Here is a 14,904-nt window from a genome sequence, read left to right as displayed (position 1 = left end):
CTTTTTTATTTGCACTGTTTTGAACCGCCACCCCTCTACTCCCACCCTCAAACCAAGGCTAATTTTAATCCGTAAGCGCATACTAAAATCTAATATCGTTAGTTTTAAGCAAATCGCAGGGTACCTTTTCAGAGCTTATACCTGCACAGCTTAAACACATAGTTTCAATTTAATTACATAATGAAGTATATCAATCGTATGGCACCCTGGCTACTTGTTTTCGTCAGCGTGTTTTTCATGAGCAGCTGCAAAGACAATGAAGGAGTGATCTTCTCCACCCAGGATGACATCCGGTTGGGTGAGCAGGTATCACGGCAAGTAGACTCCACTTTTCGTGCACAGGGCAAGCTGCTGGAGCGCAACTCTAATAACGCCAATGTGCAGAAAGCCTATACCCACCTCGACCGCATCGTGAACCGAGTGCTTAACTCCGGGGAGATCAAGTATCGAAACGAATTTGTCTGGTCTGTGAAAATCATCGATGACCGCGAGACTCTGAATGCCTTTGCAGCACCGGGAGGACACATTTATGTGTATACCGGCCTGATGAAGTTTCTGGACGACGAGGACCACTTTGCTGGCGTATTAGCCCATGAAATTGCCCATGCCGACAAGCGCCACAGTATACAGCAATTACAGCGTGAGTACGGCATCGCTATTTTGCTCTCGGTAGCACTGGGCAACAATGCGGGCACCCTGCAGCAAATAGCCGGTCAGTTGGCGGGCACACTGGCAGGTCTGCGTTTCAGCCGCGGAGCCGAAACCGAGGCCGACAACGCCTCTGTGGTATACCTGGACGGCACCGATTATTACGCCTGTGACGGAGCAGCCGGCTTTTTTGTGAAGCTGAACGACCAGGCGCAGGGCAGCAACCCGCCAGAGTTCCTGAGCACGCACCCGAACCCGGACAACCGCATTGAAAACATACAGCAGCAGGCGCGGCAGCGCGGCTGCTCCACGGACGGGGCCACAAACACGGACTTTAATGAACTGAAAAGAAGCCTGAACTTATAACCAGCAAAGGTCTGCCGCAGGGCAGGCCTTTCTGTTTAAGCACCATACCTAAGCACTATGAAAAAAATAAAGAACACTGCTGCGAAAGCTGTCTTAAAAGTTGAAGAGAAGTTTGACACCCTGACTTTTAACCTGCGTCGCAAACTCAATATGTTTGGTCCGCTGCATATCATGACTTACCGCAGCTATGGTACTCCCACCCGCCTGTATGTAAAGGGCCGCGTGCTGGTTGACAAAGGCATCACGGAGTCAGAAGCAAATGATACGCTCTGGGAGAACATCCTGAACATGTACAAGCGATTCAACAGCCGGGAAATACCGGGAGCACGCGTTGAGCTATGTCTCGAAGACCAGAAACACGAGATCACGACGGATATTGAAGGTTATTTTGTGATGAACCTCGCCCCCGAAAAGCCACTGCAGCTGGAAGACATCTGGCATACAATCGATATAAACCTGACAGATTCCCCAGTGGCGTTTGATGGTCCGGTAAAGGCGCAGGCGCATGTGCTGGTACCGCCCCCTGATGCAGAGTATGGCATCATCAGTGATATAGATGACACCATTGTGCGAACCGGCGCCACGAGCATGCTGCAGACTGGCCGGAACGTACTGCTTAACAATGCCCACTCCCGTATACCTTTTCACGGCGTGTCGTCCTTTTACAAGTCGCTCCAACTGGGGCGAAACGGGAAACGCAACAATCCCTTTTTCTACGTCTCCAGCAGCCCCTGGAATACCTATGACCTGCTCTATCATTTCCTGGAGCTGAACGAGATCCCGCAAGGTCCGCTCCTACTGCGTGACTTTGGGATGGATGAAAGCAAGCTCGGGGCCTCCGATCACATGAGCCACAAGTACAAGGAAATCGAAAATATACTGATCACCTACCCGGAACTCAAATTTATCCTGATCGGCGACAGCGGACAGCAGGATGCCGAGATTTACACCGAGGTCGTGCGTAACCATCCGGGCCGGGTTCTGGCCATTTACATTCGGGATGTAAACATCGAAAAGCACACTAAAAAAGTGGTTACAATCTTTGACGAATTCAAGGACAGTAAAGAAGTGGAGATGGTACTTGTGAAGGAAACCCTGGAAGCCGCCAAACACGCCGCCCAGTGTGGCTATATCTTCAATGAGGAACTCTCCGAAATCGCCCGAGAAACAGAAGTGGACGCTGCGGGAGATGAGTAAATTGATTGAGTGAATGTGTGGTTGAGTGAGTTAGTGATTTGGGGATGAAAGGTTAATTGTTGATTGAATAGAATTCGAACAAAATATCTATTTGAATTCGACGAGTGACACTTAAATTGATCAATTATCAACTCAATAAATAAATCACTTATCCACTAACTCACTCATGCACTAAATTCCTAACTGGAATGGTCCGCTACGATCTTCCAGCCCTCCGGAAAGCGTTTAATAATGATGGAAAAATGACCTTGCAGGTCGCCTAGTTCGGCTTCGCGCTGGAGGTGCCACTTACCTACTACCAGCATGTGGTCGACAGCCAGGTGGCGCATCTCTTTCAAGTCGAAGGTCAGCTTGCCCATAGCTGTCGAATCAGGGTAGCTCTTGCGGTAGTTGTCAAGGGTCTTTTGCCAGCCGTAAGTCAGGCCGCTCTTACCTACAAACAGCAGGGAGTCTGATTTCCAGTAGTCCCGCATGAAACAGTCAAGGTCACCCTGGCTCCAGCAAGCCGACTGCGAGGCCAGCATGTCACGTACCTGAGCTTCAGCTACCGCTTTGTCCTGTGTAACTGGAGAATCTGTGGTAAGCTCCACCTGCTTTTCCTCCTGCTGACAGGCTGTGCCTGCTAGGCTTATACATAAGACCAGTGCGCAGATAAACTTATTTCTTCTCATCTTTTTCGGGAAGTATGGTTTTGATGTAAGTTGTTCCGCCCAGTCGGCCCATGGCACGGGCTATGCGGTACTGCCGACCCATTACGTAGGCCGATGGTCGCCCGGCAGAATACCGGATCGGGTTTGGAAGAACCGCTGCCAGTCGTGCCGCCTGCTGCCGACCAACCTCAGAGGCAGGTTTCTTAAAGTATTTCTGGGAAGCAGCCTCCACACCGAACACCCCGTCTCCCATCTCTGCTATGTTCAGGTATACCTCCATGATGCGCTGTTTGCCCCAAAGCAGTTCGATCAGAAAAGTGAAGTAAGCCTCTACTCCTTTGCGCAGGTAACTCCGGCCATGCCACAGAAACACATTCTTGGCAACCTGTTGGCTGATCGTGCTGCCGCCCCTGATGTTGGTTCCCTTCTGGTTGCGCTTGAACGCATCAGCTATGGCGTTGAAGTCGAAGCCATGGTGCTCCAGGAAAAGCTGATCTTCAGACGCCACTACGGCAAGCGGCAGCTGATCCGACATCTCTTCCAGAGAAACGAACTTATACCTGATCGCAGGCTCATCCTTGCCCGCTGTTCCTGCTTCGGCACGGCGTTGAATCATGTGCAGCGTTACAGGTGGAGCCACCCAACGGTATACCAACACCCACAGCACACTCAGGAGCACGAGGCTCAGCAAAAGCTTTGTAGTGACGAGCCTGATCTCGCGAAAGCCCAGCCGTTTCTTTTTCATTTTAAGAGGTTGAAAATAAGTGCGCAAAGCTAAGTGTTTTGGCTTATAATGCAACAAAAGCAACCTGACTGAATTAAGATACTTAACACGGCTCTGATCATACCCGTATTCCATATACAAAACCTCTACTTGCCTGTTATTAAGCTAAAGAATAGACCATGCAAAAGTATCTGCCATTGTTTCCGTTGAATATCGTGGTGTTTCCGGGCGAGAAGCTGAACCTGCACATCTTCGAGCCACGCTACAAGCAGCTGGTCCACGACTGCATCGAAAACGAGGGCACTTTTGGGATACCCGCCTTCATCAACAATGGTGTAGGACTTTATGGCACGGAGATCAAACTGCTGCACGTCGAGAAAAAATACGACACCGGGGAGATGGATATACGTACCCAGGGACTGGGCATATTCAAGATACTGGAGTTTGACAGACAGGCGCCAGGCAGGCTGTATGCAGGGGGCAAAGTAGAGGAAGTAGAGAACCTGGAGGATGAGGATATCGTGACGAAGTTGAAGATACGAGAGAAGCTACAGGAACTGTATACCGCCTTAGGTATAAGCAGTATCCTGATGGATCTACCTGAAAACTTCAGTTCTTTTGACGTGGCCCACCATTTAGGCCTTAATACAGAACAGGAATATACCTTATTGCAGTGTAACAGTGAGGCTCTGCGGCAAGAGATGATTCTGCAGCACCTTGAACAGGTATTACCTATTGTAGCCGAAACTGAAAAGCTGAAGGAACGTGTCAAGCTCAATGGGCATTTCAAAAACCTCACACCACCCAACTTCTGATGCTGCTATACTTTATTCTCATACCTACTGTGCTATTTTTGGTATTTGGGCTTTTCAGCTACTGGCAGGAGCTTAAATACCGGAACAAGCCCTTCTACAAACTATCGGATGTAGGCTGGCGCAAGTGCCTGCCCAAACCCGAGGCCCGGTTGGTGCACAGCATCGCTTTTATGGGGGACGTTGGCTATGTGGCGACCGATGGCACCGACCCTGTAATGAAGCTATTAGGTGAATGGCAGGATACTATTGGACCAGACGGAAGCGTCCTGTTTCTGGGCGATAACCTGTACCCAGTAGGGCTTCCTGCTGAAACCCACCGCCACTACCCTGCCGCCAAAGAGCGCCTGGACTTTCTGTTGCACCAAATGGGAGCGTATGCAGGACGCAAGATCTTTCTGAGCGGTAACCATGACTGGAACAAAGGGCGCAAAAAAGGACTGGAATATGTGCTGCGACAGGAAAAGTATGTGGTGGATACGCTGCAGGATGAATGCAGTTACCTGCCACGCCATGGTTGTCCGGGCCCGGATGCCATACAATTAGCCGACGGGCTGCTGCTGGTGATCATCAACACACAGTGGTGGGTGCAGCGCGGCGAAAAGCCCATGGGTCGCAAACAAGGCTGTCCCTATGATGATATCGAGGATTTCTTCCTGCGATTGAATAAGATCTTAAGAAGAAACAGACACCAGCGTATTGTGGTGGCCGCGCATCATCCACTTTACAGCAATGCCCTTCATGGTGGCAAGTTCACGATCAAGCAGCACATATTCCCGCTGACAGCTGCCCACAAGCGCTTTTACATTCCGCTGCCGATCTTTGGCTCGCTATATCCTTTTTACCGCAAAATGTTCGGGGCCTATGAAGACATGTCGCACCGCAAATACCGCAAAATGCGCAAACGCCTGCTTCGTATCTTCCATCAGTACAGCAACATCGTGTATGTGGCCGGGCATGACCATAACCTGCAGCACTTTGAGGTACGGGACAACCATTACATCGTCAGCGGGTCAGGGAGTAAAACATCATTCGTGAAGAAGGGCGGCAAAGCTACCTTTACGCTGGAGCAGCGGGGCTTTTTTGTACTAAACTATTATGATACCGGTGAGGTATGGATAGAAGCCCTAGCGGTGACAGAGGGGGAAAATGTCTCAAAACCCGGAGCCGTAGTTTTCAGGAAAGAGCTTGGCTCCGTCTTGCAGCCCAAAGAGCAGACGCAGGAGGTATAATTTTCTATTATACCTCCTCCTCAGGTATAGGCAGAATGACTTTCAGACTTTTGGGGTGCATCGTTACTTTGATCTCCTCTCCCAACTCAGCCGGCTCCCCATCGATGTGCACTACTTCATGGTCGATGTTGTACACAGTAGCTTTGTGGCAGCTGATACGGCGGGTATAGACCGATCCGTCGATATTGTCAGTGTACATGCGGAACAGCAGCGCCGGGGCTGCCGCCTTTGGAAAAGGCTCGATCAGGCAGATCTCAAAACGGCCGTCGTTCAGAATTCCACTCGGGTTGATGGCGGCATTACTCCCAAAGGCATTGGCATTGGCAATCGTAACCATAAAAGCCTCTCCCTCAAAATTCTCCGTGTCCGTTTCAATGCGGTAGTACTTTGGTTCGTAGTTCATGTATTCCTGCAAGGCTATCCAGGCATAGGCTCCCGGACCTCGCTTATCGCCCTCGCAGAATCGCTTTACGACGAGCGCATTGAACCCCAGGTCACTCAGGTGAATGGAAGGCTGGCCGTTCAGGTCAATGGTGTCAATGTTGCGTACCACGTGTTCATGAATCAGCTGCAGCGCCTCCTCTGTGTCCTGCGGTATACCCAGGTCCTTTGAGAGTCCGTTGCCTGAGCCAAGTGGGATGATGCCCAGGGGCGTCTTACTACCTATTAGCAGAGCCCCTACCAGACTAACGGTACCATCGCCGCCAACAGCAAACACCGCATCGTAATGATGGTGCTCGATTTGTTTCTTTACATGATCCTGATCTCCTGCACCAGTGGTCCGGTAAATAGTGCAGTTCAGCTGATGCTCGGCACAGGTAGTCCTTATCTCTTCCTCCAGCTCACTTTTGTCTATGTCGCCTGCGATGGGGTTGATAACAAATAGCAGGTTATTGATTTTATCCTCTTGTTGCATGCTGCTGTTGTGGTGTCTTTGGATGGTTTCAGTCTGATGGCTTATTCGATCAAACCAGCGGGCAAGCCGTTTGGATATTCCTGTTGGATGGCACGCTCTATTTCAGCTATACGGTTACCTGGGTTTGGGTGGGTTTGAGTGAACTCAGGACCACTGGCTCCACCGCTAGCCTCCTCCAAAATTCGCATCACCTCTATCATGGCTCGCGGGTCATAACCAGCCTCACCTGTCAGGCGCACCGCCAGCTTGTCCGACTCCAACTCATCCTCCCGGCCATAGCGCATGTTCATTAGTTTCCCAATCATAGCAGCTGCCACGGCACCGGTTTGCGAGGCAGGATTATTCGGATCATAAGTGGCAATGGCAGCAGCGCCGGTAAGGCCCTGGGTGAGCTTTGCCTTGGCCAGTTGCTGGGCAGAGTGCCGCCCAACTACATGCCCTATTTCATGACCCAGCACTCCTGCTAGTTGCGCTTCTGAGCTGAGGCGACGTAGCAGGCCAGCCGTTATAAAGATCTGCCCACCGGGCAAGGCGAAGGCATTTACTGTATTTTCATCAGCCAGCAGGTGAAAATCGAACTTATAAGGTGTTTCTCTGACACGGGTACTTTGAACAAGGCGCTGCCCTATTTCAATTACCTGCGCTCTCGCCTGTTCGTCAGGGTGCAACCCACCGTATTGAGATGCCATTTTGGGAGCGGTCTGCAGTCCCAGGGCGATCTCTTGCTCTACGGTCATGTCTACGTGCTGCATCTGGCCGGTATGCTCATTTTCCTGCCTGTTGCACCAGTAAGTGACCAGTGATACCGCCGCGATCAGAACGGCGACGATCAACTTCATGACTGCTCTCATCTTTCGCTTCTCCTTAATTTTTTAACTACCATTCAAATCCTTAGCCAATCGCACAAAAGTATCTGAGTCAGTCGGGTATGCTGCCTCATCATATACTTTTATTGCACTAAAAAGTATACGCAATCGCGCGGAAAAAAACGAGCAGAAGAGGACAGGTATAGGTAGAAGGAGTATAAATAGCTACCCTATTTTATATGAAATTCGTAATACATTAAAATTGCTGCGAAAGCAGCTTCAACTAAAACGAAATATCATGAATATGAAACGAACATTCGGTGCCATTCTGACCATACTAGGTATAATCGGCATCATCTGGGGGGCATATGCTTTTGTGATGGGAGGCGATGGTGCGGCTATTGGCCAGTACACGGCCGCAGTACCCTTTGTAGTAGGCCTGATCTTTTTCTTTGCGGGTATCAACCTGGTTAAAACGACGAAGGACCAGACCTAAATATCTAAACGAATAAAACAGAAAATGCCACGCCGGATTATCGGCGTGGCATTTTCTGTTTTATTTGGATGGCTTACTTGCTATGCACTAACGGGCGATGTACCCTGTAGCGCTGCGAAGCCCTCAACGGCTCGCTCTAAGTTCAGATAGTCCGAGGTATAGGCCTTGTCTGCACTGTGAATGTACAGCACGGTATTGTCCTTGATCAGCTCGATCACGTCACCCGAAATAGCCCGTGGCACAGCCGGGCATCCCAGGCTACGACCTAACCGGCCATACTGCTTTACAAAATCATCGCTTACGTAGTCAGCACCGTGCAGCACGATGGCACGCTCCATGGCTTTGGAGTTATACTGCTCATCCATACCTGATAAGCGCAGGGAAAGCCCATGCTTGCCATAGTAAGTCTTATTGGTGAGGTAGAAGCCCATGCTGCTCATGTTGGAGTTAGGCTCGTTCGAAAACTTCTCTGCTCTTACATTGCCTGTATTGCGGCCATGGGCCACCAGGTTGTTATAAAGTACTTTATTTGCATCCAGATCAATAATCCACATGCGCTTCAGATTGCTCGGCTTGGTGAAGTCAACAACTGTGAGTATCTGCCTGTCAGTTGCCGTCAGACCGTCCTGCTTAAAGTTATGGTAACCGGTATAAGCCCGCTCAAACACACTGAAAGAAAGTCCGGCCGTCTTTAAACCCGATCTGTTGTACACCTCCTGCACATGCTCATCGAAGGCAAGTTTTTTCTCGGCTAAGGACAAGCGGGCAAGTGAAGTGGAAGTCAGAACGGTTTCAGCCGTGCGTTCCTTCGGCTCCGACTCATCGTGTCGGGCCCCACCAGGAGTGGCAACAAGCATGAAACTAAGGGCAAAAGAGGTGACAATAGCTCTTATCATAGGGTTATTCTACTTATAGGGTTTTACGCAATTACAGTACTAACAGGGAAAAACACAACAATTGTTCCCTTTTACCTTGTTTATATCCCATATGCGGTCTATTGTAAAGCTCGCCGGCTCCACATATATGCTAAACGCATGTGGACCTGCAGCTTAGTATGTATGGCAAGTATATTATTTCGGCTTAAGCCGTTTTCTGTTTTATAAATTGGTGCTTTTACTTGTATGCCAAAGTCGGATGCTGCAATTTTGAGGTAAGAGAATCACAGATGAAAACGTACTACTTCTATACCCTATTACTGATGCTGCTGTTGGGTTGCGCTGACCCGACCCGCATTGAAGGCTTTGACAGCGATAAATGGCAGCAGGACAAGAGAGGTTGCCAGGGGCAACGCAGTACGATGGTAAAAGAGTTTGATGGAATACGCCGCGAGCTTTACGGACGCCCGGAGGAGGAAGTCAAAGATATACTTGGGAAACCCGATGCGGAGCAGCTGATGCGCCGTGGGCAGCGTGTATTCATTTACTATTTTGAACCGGGATCACATTGCAGTGAGCGAAACAAGCTCTCCGAGGCAAACCGGGCTGAGGTTCGTTTTAATGCGCTCAGCAAGGTGAGTGAAATCACCTACCTGCGACCGCTACCTGTTTCAAACTAATGAAAAAGCCCACCATATGGTGGGCTTTGTTTTTTTCAGGAGCAGAGACAGTTATTCTTCCTCTTCATTACCAGTCAGTAAATTAACGTGTTGACGTCCTTCCAGTTCCAAAAACTGTTTCAACTGTTTTTCGGTCAAGATGCCAGCCAAAACCTTGTCCAGCTGGATCTGTATCTCTCTGTAAGTACGTTGCAGTTTCAGTGGGTCTTCCAGATTCATTTCAGCTTCAGCCATCCGCTGGTAACGCTCCTCATGTAACAGTTCTACCTGCATCAGTTGCTCTTCGCTCAGATTCAGTTCGCGCTTCATTTCCAGGATCGCCATCTGGGGGCCAGTCAGGTTGATAGCCAGTACCTTTTTGTCCAGATCGTCGTCCGATTCCTTAAGCCGCTGCGCTTGTGCAGTGCTAAGGGTGAGTCCTAGTATAATCAGTATGGGTATAATTCTTTTCATGGTATTCGGGTATTTCGCCGGCAAACGGCTACTCTCAGTTGTTTAGTGTTATGAACGGAATTACATTACATTAGTTCAGCTCAAAAAGGCATATTTTTTATATTTTTCTAATAGCATAGCTTAGTGCAAATATTACATAAATAGCAAGATTTCAAAATGATTTTAAACTATAAAAACAACTTGTATTCAAAATCAGCTATACCGTAACTAAGCCACCCGATAACAGTATAAAAAGAAAAACCCTCGAAATAGTATTTTTAACAGTGGCTCCCGGTTCCGCAAAGGCGGCTCCCTCCATATAAAGTGAAATAACCATGAAAACCAAATATTATAATCCCAGTTCGCTTGAGGTTAACTTCGCAAAAGCATTTCAAGACCTGACGCAACAGCTCGAAGACAAGCTGGACGCGGGTAAAGTTGTCAATATCACCCCCATACATGATGCAGACAACCCGATGGTCATTTATAAACTAAAAGATGAGGAAGGCGATTTACATGAAGTAGTTGTACAAATTATACAGCGGCCCGACAACCTGGTAAGTTGAGACGGCAGTAAAATCCAAAAAGAGAGGCGGCCCGGAATTTTCCGGGCCGCCTCTCTTTTTGGAAATATCTTGTCTGCTATAAGCTTACATCTATCACGGGCTGCCGGGTACTTTGTGGTCGCGGCGCTTAAACCATTGCATGGCAATGAAGGCCACCATAAAGCCGGATATCACACCCTCCAGCATCAAGACCATGAAGATCACAATACCAGGTGTGATGGCCATACGCCCACCGAAGAACTGCTCGCCGGCCAGCACATTTAGCAGCGCATCATCAAAAGCTTTGATGTAGATGACCATAAATACTGCGAACAGTACCGTTGCCAGGGCGGATGTGATAATGCCTGTACCAAGCCCAGAGAAATATCCGATGTTGCCTTGTCGGCTTATCTTATAAGCACGAATGGCCATGGTAACACCTATTGCCATGATCACACCGTTCAGAAAGCGCAGCTCAATGACCTGCTCCAGGCCAACAAGCTTCATCAGCAAAAAGTAAACGATCAGTCCCAGTGCCGTGAACAGGCCGTATTTGAGGCCAATTTTTTCCATAGTGGTGTATCGGGTGTCTTATTCAAATTATTAAAGTGAAAGCCGCTCATTAAATACGCTCTGGTACGGCATGGTCTGCACGTTTAAACCACTGCATGGCGACAAACGCGATGATAAATCCCGGAATTGTACCGTAGATAATGGTTAGTACAAATAGTGAAAGCACTGACAAACTTACCGGGAAAAGTGAACTTGACTGTAGGTTAGCCAGGTATGCTGTATCCAGCCCGGTAACATACAGCACCAGGAAAAGAGCCAGTATGGTAGAGGAAACCACACCTGTGGTCGCTCCTATGGCCAAGCCCTGGAAATAGTTGATGTTCCCTCCTTTCGCTTTCTTAAATTGAGAAATAGCCACTGCTATACCGATGATCAGGAAGATGGAGCTAAGGAAGGAGAGCTCTATTCTGTTTTGCAGGTTAAGCAGGCGCATGATCAGAAAAAAGAGCACGTGCGCTATACCCACGAAAATACCATATTTAAGCGATACCTTTTGATATGTGATTTTTGATAGTGCCATATGAATACTATTTTGATATAAATCCTAAGTTTTTAAAATGAACAGATTAGTTGCACGATTGGTTATAAAACAGAGCTTGCCTTGCGCAATGCTCTTCAAAGCAGGTGCAATCTGCCGTATATAATTAAATCAATATACTAGAGAAAGTGGCGTGGCGTTGTGATTTAAGCCATAAATTTTTCAGAATATAGCCCGAATCGCTTCATTTAAAAGCAATTAACCAACCCGTAGCTACGCCTTAGCCCATTGGTTTACAGCAATTTGAAAAAAAGACGGTTTTTATTTCGTAATTTTGCACCGCAATCGTTTCATATACTCATTTTAAGCTATCTATGATCAGCACCAACAATGTAAGCCTGTCTTATGGCAAGCGTACCCTGTTTGAAGACGTAACCATCAAGTTTTTGCCTGGCAACTGCTATGGCCTTATCGGGGCTAACGGCGCGGGCAAGTCTACCTTTCTGAAAATACTTTCCGGTGAAATTGATCCCAACACCGGGACTGTAGAGATACCAGCCAACGCTCGTCTGGCAGTACTGAAGCAGAACCACTTCGAGTACGACGAATTCCCGGTCTTGCAGACGGTTATCATGGGCCACAAGCGCCTGTTTGATATCATGCAGGAGAAAGACGCCATCTATGCCAAGGCAGACTTTACAGAAGCTGACGGCGAACGTGCGGCTGAGCTCGAAGGCGAGTTTGCTGACCTTGAAGGCTGGAACGCTGAGTATGAGGCAGCAGAGCTCCTGAGCGGTCTTGGCATTAGCGAAGACCTGCACTACTCATTAATGAAGGACCTGAGCGGTAGCGAGAAAGTACGTGTGCTCCTGGCGCAGGCCCTCTTCGGCAACCCGGACATCCTGCTTCTGGACGAACCTACCAACCACCTGGACGCTGAGTCGATCATGTGGCTGGAGAATTTCCTGGACAATTTCCAAAACACAGTGATTGTTGTGTCGCACGACCGTCACTTCCTGGATGCTGTGTGTACGCACGTAGCCGACATCGACTTTGGCAAGATCAAGATGTTTGCAGGTAACTATGGCTTCTGGTACCAGTCAAGCCAGCTGGCTCTGAAACAGCGTGCCGATGCCAACAAGAAGACAGAAGACAAGCGTAAAGAACTGGAGGAATTCATCCGTCGCTTCAGCGCCAATGCTTCCAAGTCGAAGCAGGCGACCTCACGTGCTAAGTTGCTCGAGAAACTGACCGTAGAAGACATTCAGCCTTCATCACGCAAGTACCCATACATCGCCTTCAAACCAGAGCGCGAAGCAGGTAACCAGATCCTGCATGTAGAGAACCTGAGCAAATCAGTTGACGGACAACCGATCTTCACTGATATCTCATTCATGGTAGACAAGGGTGATAAAATTGCCGTGATTGGCCGAAACGATATTGCCGCTTCTACATTCTTCAAGATTCTATTTGAAGAAGAGCAGCCTGATTCGGGTGAGTTTAAGTGGGGCACAACGATCACAGCTTCATTCTTCCCGAAAGACAACCAGGTGTTTTTCGCTACCGACTTGAACCTGGTGGATTGGCTGCGTCAATACTCTACCGAGAAAGACGAAAGCTTTATTCGTGGTTTCCTGGGCCGCATGCTGTTCTCGGGCGAAGAGTCGCTTAAGAAAGCCAACGTGCTGTCGGGAGGTGAAAAAGTGCGTTGCATGTTCTCGCGCATGATGCTTCAGTCGGGCAACGTGCTCGTGTTTGACGAGCCTACCAACCACCTGGACCTGGAGTCGATCACGGCACTGAACAACTCTCTGCGTGATTTCGACGGCACCATCCTGTTCTCCTCACACGATTTGCAGTTTGTGGACACGATCGCCAACCGCATCATTGAGCTGACACCTGGTGGCATCATCGACAAGCGCATGGGCTACGAGGAGTACCTGTCAGATGACAACATCAAGGAGCTCCGCAAAAAAATGTACGCCACAGCCAAGGTATAGCGTATATACCTGCGACAACCTGTAATAAAGCAAGATATGCCGCTACGCTATAGCTACAAACTACTGGTACTGATCCTGTGCTGCCTGCTGGGCAGCACAGCGGCCATGGCCCAAGTTGAACCAGACACAGTGCGCCGCAAACGCGAGTTGCCCACAGGCCCTACGGTTGAACCGCAGCAACAGCAGCGACAGCCCCGTGTAACACAGCCACAAACCCAGCCAGAGGTAATCCGCCCGCAGGTGGTTCGCCCGGGCGAAGAAGCACCACAGGCGCTGATCGATCGCATGTTCTGGGGTGGCAGCTTCGGCCTGCAGTTTGGAACCTTCACCAATATATCACTACTTCCTGTACTGGGCTATCGGGCTACTGAAACCTTTTGGCTAGGTATAGGCGGAGTTTATCATTACAGGAGGTTTAGGGGCGACAGCATGCACAACTATGGCGGCCGCGTATTTGCGCAGCAGCAGGTATTTGAAAACTTCGTGATTCATGGTGAATTTGAGCAACTGAGCGTGGAACTTCCTCTGATGAATTACAATACAGGAGTTTACGAATTCAGCAGGCGCTTTATAGGTATACCTATGGCCGGACTCGGCTACCGGCAAAAAATTGGCGAACGGGGTGCAGCGGATATATTGCTACTTTACAACTTCAACGACTCATATGCCTCCCCTTACTCAAACCCGGTTATCAGGGCTGGTTTTAGCTTTCCTTTCAGAAAGTAATCCCAAACAAAGCTATAAAACAGAAAAGGCTGCAATTGCTTGCAGCCTTTTCTGTTTTTGAGTTAGTATTATCAGCCCCTTATGAGTCGTAGCAGTACCACGATCACGGCGATCACCAATAAGATGTGAATCAATCCACCTACAGCATCAGGGAATCCGAGGAATCCGATCAGCCAAAAGATAACTAGCACAACGGCTATGATATACAATAAATTTCCCATAGTTTTAAATATTTTAATTTCGAAAATATAGTCTGTTATCCTATCTAACGTAGTTCCGCTATATAGGTTAAGCGCCTCGTATCAGTCGCAGCAGTACTGCGATAACAGCCAGCACTAATAGTACGTGGATAATACCACCTACAGCGTCAGGGAATCCGAGGAATCCGATCAGCCAAAAGATAACTAGCACAACGGCTATGATATACAGTAAATTTCCCATAGTTGTTAAGTTTTAATTTCTCCTTTTCAATGCATTGAAAGCAAAACCGTCTGCTTTGTTTTCAAAACCGGCCTATTAACCAGCTTTGCATTTTTTTGTTTTAAGCTTTTTACGAGCCCTATACTTTAAAGGATGTATATAATCGCATTTTTTTGTATACTTTAAACCAATATTTTATTTATCAATTATAAAAGACCACTTAAAATAGGTCGATATTCCTTTGATTTACAGTTAAATCGACGCATCGGTTACAAATAAAATTGCCTGACATAATTTTGTATAGAATATTAACTATACCTGGTACCTA

General features: G+C 48.4%; 19 protein-coding genes. 9 read left to right on the top strand and 10 right to left on the bottom strand.

The genetic code is table 11. From position 1 onward, the window contains the following. Nucleotides 1-180: 180 nt before the first annotated feature. Together I0P70_RS02970 and I0P70_RS02965 are read left to right on the top strand one after the other, a co-directional pair. The gene (locus I0P70_RS02970; protein WP_230391959.1) at nucleotides 181-1,014 is read left to right on the top strand and encodes a M48 family metalloprotease; all 834 of its coding nucleotides are present in this window, start codon (nucleotides 181-183) and stop codon (nucleotides 1,012-1,014) included. 57 nt (nucleotides 1,015-1,071) lie between these two features. Then, the gene (locus I0P70_RS02965) at nucleotides 1,072-2,211 is read left to right on the top strand and encodes an App1 family protein (protein WP_196114712.1); all 1,140 of its coding nucleotides are present in this window, start codon (nucleotides 1,072-1,074) and stop codon (nucleotides 2,209-2,211) included. A 179-nt stretch (nucleotides 2,212-2,390) separates the two neighbouring features. Here I0P70_RS02965 and I0P70_RS02960 read toward each other — a convergent pair whose 3' ends face one another. Together I0P70_RS02960 and mtgA are read right to left on the bottom strand one after the other, a co-directional pair. Further along, nucleotides 2,391-2,882: a DUF4440 domain-containing protein gene (locus tag I0P70_RS02960; RefSeq protein ID WP_196114711.1), complete on the bottom strand. Its 492-nt coding sequence runs from the start codon at nucleotides 2,880-2,882 to the stop codon at nucleotides 2,391-2,393. Beyond that, on the bottom strand, nucleotides 2,869-3,606 hold the full coding sequence (mtgA, locus tag I0P70_RS02955; RefSeq protein WP_196114710.1) for a monofunctional biosynthetic peptidoglycan transglycosylase: 738 nt from the start codon (nucleotides 3,604-3,606) through the stop codon (nucleotides 2,869-2,871). Before mtgA ends, I0P70_RS02960 begins: the two co-directional genes overlap by 14 nt. Before the next feature lie 158 nt (nucleotides 3,607-3,764). On the opposite strand from mtgA, the gene I0P70_RS02950 reads away from it, so the two are divergent. After that, the gene (locus tag I0P70_RS02950) at nucleotides 3,765-4,400 is read left to right on the top strand and encodes an LON peptidase substrate-binding domain-containing protein (RefSeq protein ID WP_196114709.1); all 636 of its coding nucleotides are present in this window, start codon (nucleotides 3,765-3,767) and stop codon (nucleotides 4,398-4,400) included. After that, nucleotides 4,400-5,629 carry a metallophosphoesterase gene (locus I0P70_RS02945; RefSeq protein WP_196114708.1) on the top strand — a complete coding sequence of 410 codons (1,230 nt, stop codon included), beginning with the start codon at nucleotides 4,400-4,402 and terminating at the stop codon, nucleotides 5,627-5,629. Before I0P70_RS02950 ends, I0P70_RS02945 begins: the two co-directional genes overlap by 1 nt. Before the next feature lie 7 nt (nucleotides 5,630-5,636). Here I0P70_RS02945 and I0P70_RS02940 read toward each other — a convergent pair whose 3' ends face one another. Together I0P70_RS02940 and I0P70_RS02935 are read right to left on the bottom strand one after the other, a co-directional pair. Then, complete coding sequence (locus I0P70_RS02940) at nucleotides 5,637-6,545, bottom strand: diacylglycerol kinase family protein (RefSeq protein WP_196114707.1); 909 nt, start codon at nucleotides 6,543-6,545, stop codon at nucleotides 5,637-5,639. Between the two features lie 41 nt (nucleotides 6,546-6,586). Next, nucleotides 6,587-7,396: a M48 family metalloprotease gene (locus I0P70_RS02935; RefSeq protein ID WP_196114706.1), complete on the bottom strand. Its 810-nt coding sequence runs from the start codon at nucleotides 7,394-7,396 to the stop codon at nucleotides 6,587-6,589. 259 nt (nucleotides 7,397-7,655) lie between these two features. Here I0P70_RS02935 and I0P70_RS02930 point away from each other — a divergent pair, with 259 nt between their 5' ends. Beyond that, nucleotides 7,656-7,847, top strand: coding sequence for a hypothetical protein (locus I0P70_RS02930; RefSeq protein ID WP_200805479.1), 192 nt, complete (start codon nucleotides 7,656-7,658; stop codon nucleotides 7,845-7,847). Between the two features lie 80 nt (nucleotides 7,848-7,927). Here the strand turns inward: I0P70_RS02930 and I0P70_RS02925 are convergent, their stop codons facing one another. Next, complete coding sequence (locus I0P70_RS02925) at nucleotides 7,928-8,743, bottom strand: murein L,D-transpeptidase catalytic domain family protein (protein ID WP_196114705.1); 816 nt, start codon at nucleotides 8,741-8,743, stop codon at nucleotides 7,928-7,930. 269 nt (nucleotides 8,744-9,012) lie between these two features. Here I0P70_RS02925 and I0P70_RS02920 point away from each other — a divergent pair, with 269 nt between their 5' ends. Beyond that, nucleotides 9,013-9,402, top strand: coding sequence for a hypothetical protein (locus I0P70_RS02920; protein ID WP_196114704.1), 390 nt, complete (start codon nucleotides 9,013-9,015; stop codon nucleotides 9,400-9,402). A gap of 51 nt (nucleotides 9,403-9,453) precedes the next feature. Here I0P70_RS02920 and I0P70_RS02915 read toward each other — a convergent pair whose 3' ends face one another. Then, entirely contained in the window at nucleotides 9,454-9,855 is a 402-nt protein-coding gene (locus I0P70_RS02915; RefSeq protein WP_196114703.1) for a hypothetical protein, read from the bottom strand. Nucleotides 9,856-10,169: 314 nt separating this feature from the next. Between I0P70_RS02915 and I0P70_RS02910 the strand changes: the two genes are divergently transcribed. Further along, on the top strand, nucleotides 10,170-10,400 hold the full coding sequence (locus I0P70_RS02910; protein WP_196114702.1) for a hypothetical protein: 231 nt from the start codon (nucleotides 10,170-10,172) through the stop codon (nucleotides 10,398-10,400). A 93-nt stretch (nucleotides 10,401-10,493) separates the two neighbouring features. Here the strand turns inward: I0P70_RS02910 and I0P70_RS02905 are convergent, their stop codons facing one another. Together I0P70_RS02905 and I0P70_RS02900 are read right to left on the bottom strand one after the other, a co-directional pair. Continuing rightward, nucleotides 10,494-10,952: a DUF4199 domain-containing protein gene (locus tag I0P70_RS02905; RefSeq protein WP_196114701.1), complete on the bottom strand. Its 459-nt coding sequence runs from the start codon at nucleotides 10,950-10,952 to the stop codon at nucleotides 10,494-10,496. Nucleotides 10,953-11,001: 49 nt separating this feature from the next. Beyond that, nucleotides 11,002-11,472, bottom strand: a complete 471-nt coding sequence (locus tag I0P70_RS02900) for a DUF4199 domain-containing protein (protein ID WP_196114700.1) — start codon at nucleotides 11,470-11,472, stop codon at nucleotides 11,002-11,004. 332 nt (nucleotides 11,473-11,804) lie between these two features. On the opposite strand from I0P70_RS02900, the gene I0P70_RS02895 reads away from it, so the two are divergent. Together I0P70_RS02895 and I0P70_RS02890 are read left to right on the top strand one after the other, a co-directional pair. Further along, on the top strand, nucleotides 11,805-13,430 hold the full coding sequence (locus tag I0P70_RS02895; protein ID WP_196114699.1) for an ABC-F family ATP-binding cassette domain-containing protein: 1,626 nt from the start codon (nucleotides 11,805-11,807) through the stop codon (nucleotides 13,428-13,430). A gap of 36 nt (nucleotides 13,431-13,466) precedes the next feature. Next, nucleotides 13,467-14,156, top strand: a complete 690-nt coding sequence (locus tag I0P70_RS02890) for a hypothetical protein (RefSeq protein WP_196114698.1) — start codon at nucleotides 13,467-13,469, stop codon at nucleotides 14,154-14,156. A 71-nt stretch (nucleotides 14,157-14,227) separates the two neighbouring features. On the opposite strand, the gene I0P70_RS02885 is transcribed toward I0P70_RS02890, so the two are convergent. Then, entirely contained in the window at nucleotides 14,228-14,377 is a 150-nt protein-coding gene (locus I0P70_RS02885; protein ID WP_007660460.1) for a lmo0937 family membrane protein, read from the bottom strand. Between the two features lie 67 nt (nucleotides 14,378-14,444). Beyond that, a complete protein-coding gene (locus tag I0P70_RS02880; protein ID WP_007660459.1) occupies nucleotides 14,445-14,597 on the bottom strand; it encodes a lmo0937 family membrane protein in 153 nt (50 codons plus the stop codon). Nucleotides 14,598-14,904: the final 307 nt, after the last annotated feature.

It is taken from the genome of Pontibacter sp. FD36, from assembly GCF_015686655.1.
Lineage (GTDB): Bacteria > Bacteroidota > Bacteroidia > Cytophagales > Hymenobacteraceae > Pontibacter.
Note: the sequence above shows the minus strand (reverse complement) of the source record. Positions and strands in the feature narration are given on the sequence as shown.

What these genes read in the sequence shown, in the direction of transcription:
- I0P70_RS02895 (WP_196114699.1), top strand. Translation starts at nt 11,805, where the DNA reads ATGATCAGCACCAACAATGTAAGCCTGTCTTATGGCAAGCGTACCCTG.
- I0P70_RS02890 (WP_196114698.1), top strand. Translation starts at nt 13,467, where the DNA reads ATGCCGCTACGCTATAGCTACAAACTACTGGTACTGATCCTGTGCTGC.
- I0P70_RS02970 (WP_230391959.1), top strand. Translation starts at nt 181, where the DNA reads ATGAAGTATATCAATCGTATGGCACCCTGGCTACTTGTTTTCGTCAGC.
- I0P70_RS02910 (WP_196114702.1), top strand. Translation starts at nt 10,170, where the DNA reads ATGAAAACCAAATATTATAATCCCAGTTCGCTTGAGGTTAACTTCGCA.
- I0P70_RS02945 (WP_196114708.1), top strand. Translation starts at nt 4,400, where the DNA reads ATGCTGCTATACTTTATTCTCATACCTACTGTGCTATTTTTGGTATTT.
- I0P70_RS02960 (WP_196114711.1), bottom strand. Translation starts at nt 2,882, where the DNA reads ATGAGAAGAAATAAGTTTATCTGCGCACTGGTCTTATGTATAAGCCTA.
- I0P70_RS02935 (WP_196114706.1), bottom strand. Translation starts at nt 7,396, where the DNA reads ATGAGAGCAGTCATGAAGTTGATCGTCGCCGTTCTGATCGCGGCGGTA.
- I0P70_RS02965 (WP_196114712.1), top strand. Translation starts at nt 1,072, where the DNA reads ATGAAAAAAATAAAGAACACTGCTGCGAAAGCTGTCTTAAAAGTTGAA.
- I0P70_RS02880 (WP_007660459.1), bottom strand. Translation starts at nt 14,597, where the DNA reads ATGGGAAATTTACTGTATATCATAGCCGTTGTGCTAGTTATCTTTTGG.
- I0P70_RS02930 (WP_200805479.1), top strand. Translation starts at nt 7,656, where the DNA reads ATGAAACGAACATTCGGTGCCATTCTGACCATACTAGGTATAATCGGC.
- mtgA (WP_196114710.1), bottom strand. Translation starts at nt 3,606, where the DNA reads ATGAAAAAGAAACGGCTGGGCTTTCGCGAGATCAGGCTCGTCACTACA.
- I0P70_RS02900 (WP_196114700.1), bottom strand. Translation starts at nt 11,472, where the DNA reads ATGGCACTATCAAAAATCACATATCAAAAGGTATCGCTTAAATATGGT.
- I0P70_RS02920 (WP_196114704.1), top strand. Translation starts at nt 9,013, where the DNA reads ATGAAAACGTACTACTTCTATACCCTATTACTGATGCTGCTGTTGGGT.
- I0P70_RS02940 (WP_196114707.1), bottom strand. Translation starts at nt 6,545, where the DNA reads ATGCAACAAGAGGATAAAATCAATAACCTGCTATTTGTTATCAACCCC.
- I0P70_RS02925 (WP_196114705.1), bottom strand. Translation starts at nt 8,743, where the DNA reads ATGATAAGAGCTATTGTCACCTCTTTTGCCCTTAGTTTCATGCTTGTT.
- I0P70_RS02950 (WP_196114709.1), top strand. Translation starts at nt 3,765, where the DNA reads ATGCAAAAGTATCTGCCATTGTTTCCGTTGAATATCGTGGTGTTTCCG.
- I0P70_RS02915 (WP_196114703.1), bottom strand. Translation starts at nt 9,855, where the DNA reads ATGAAAAGAATTATACCCATACTGATTATACTAGGACTCACCCTTAGC.
- I0P70_RS02885 (WP_007660460.1), bottom strand. Translation starts at nt 14,377, where the DNA reads ATGGGAAATTTATTGTATATCATAGCCGTTGTGCTAGTTATCTTTTGG.
- I0P70_RS02905 (WP_196114701.1), bottom strand. Translation starts at nt 10,952, where the DNA reads ATGGAAAAAATTGGCCTCAAATACGGCCTGTTCACGGCACTGGGACTG.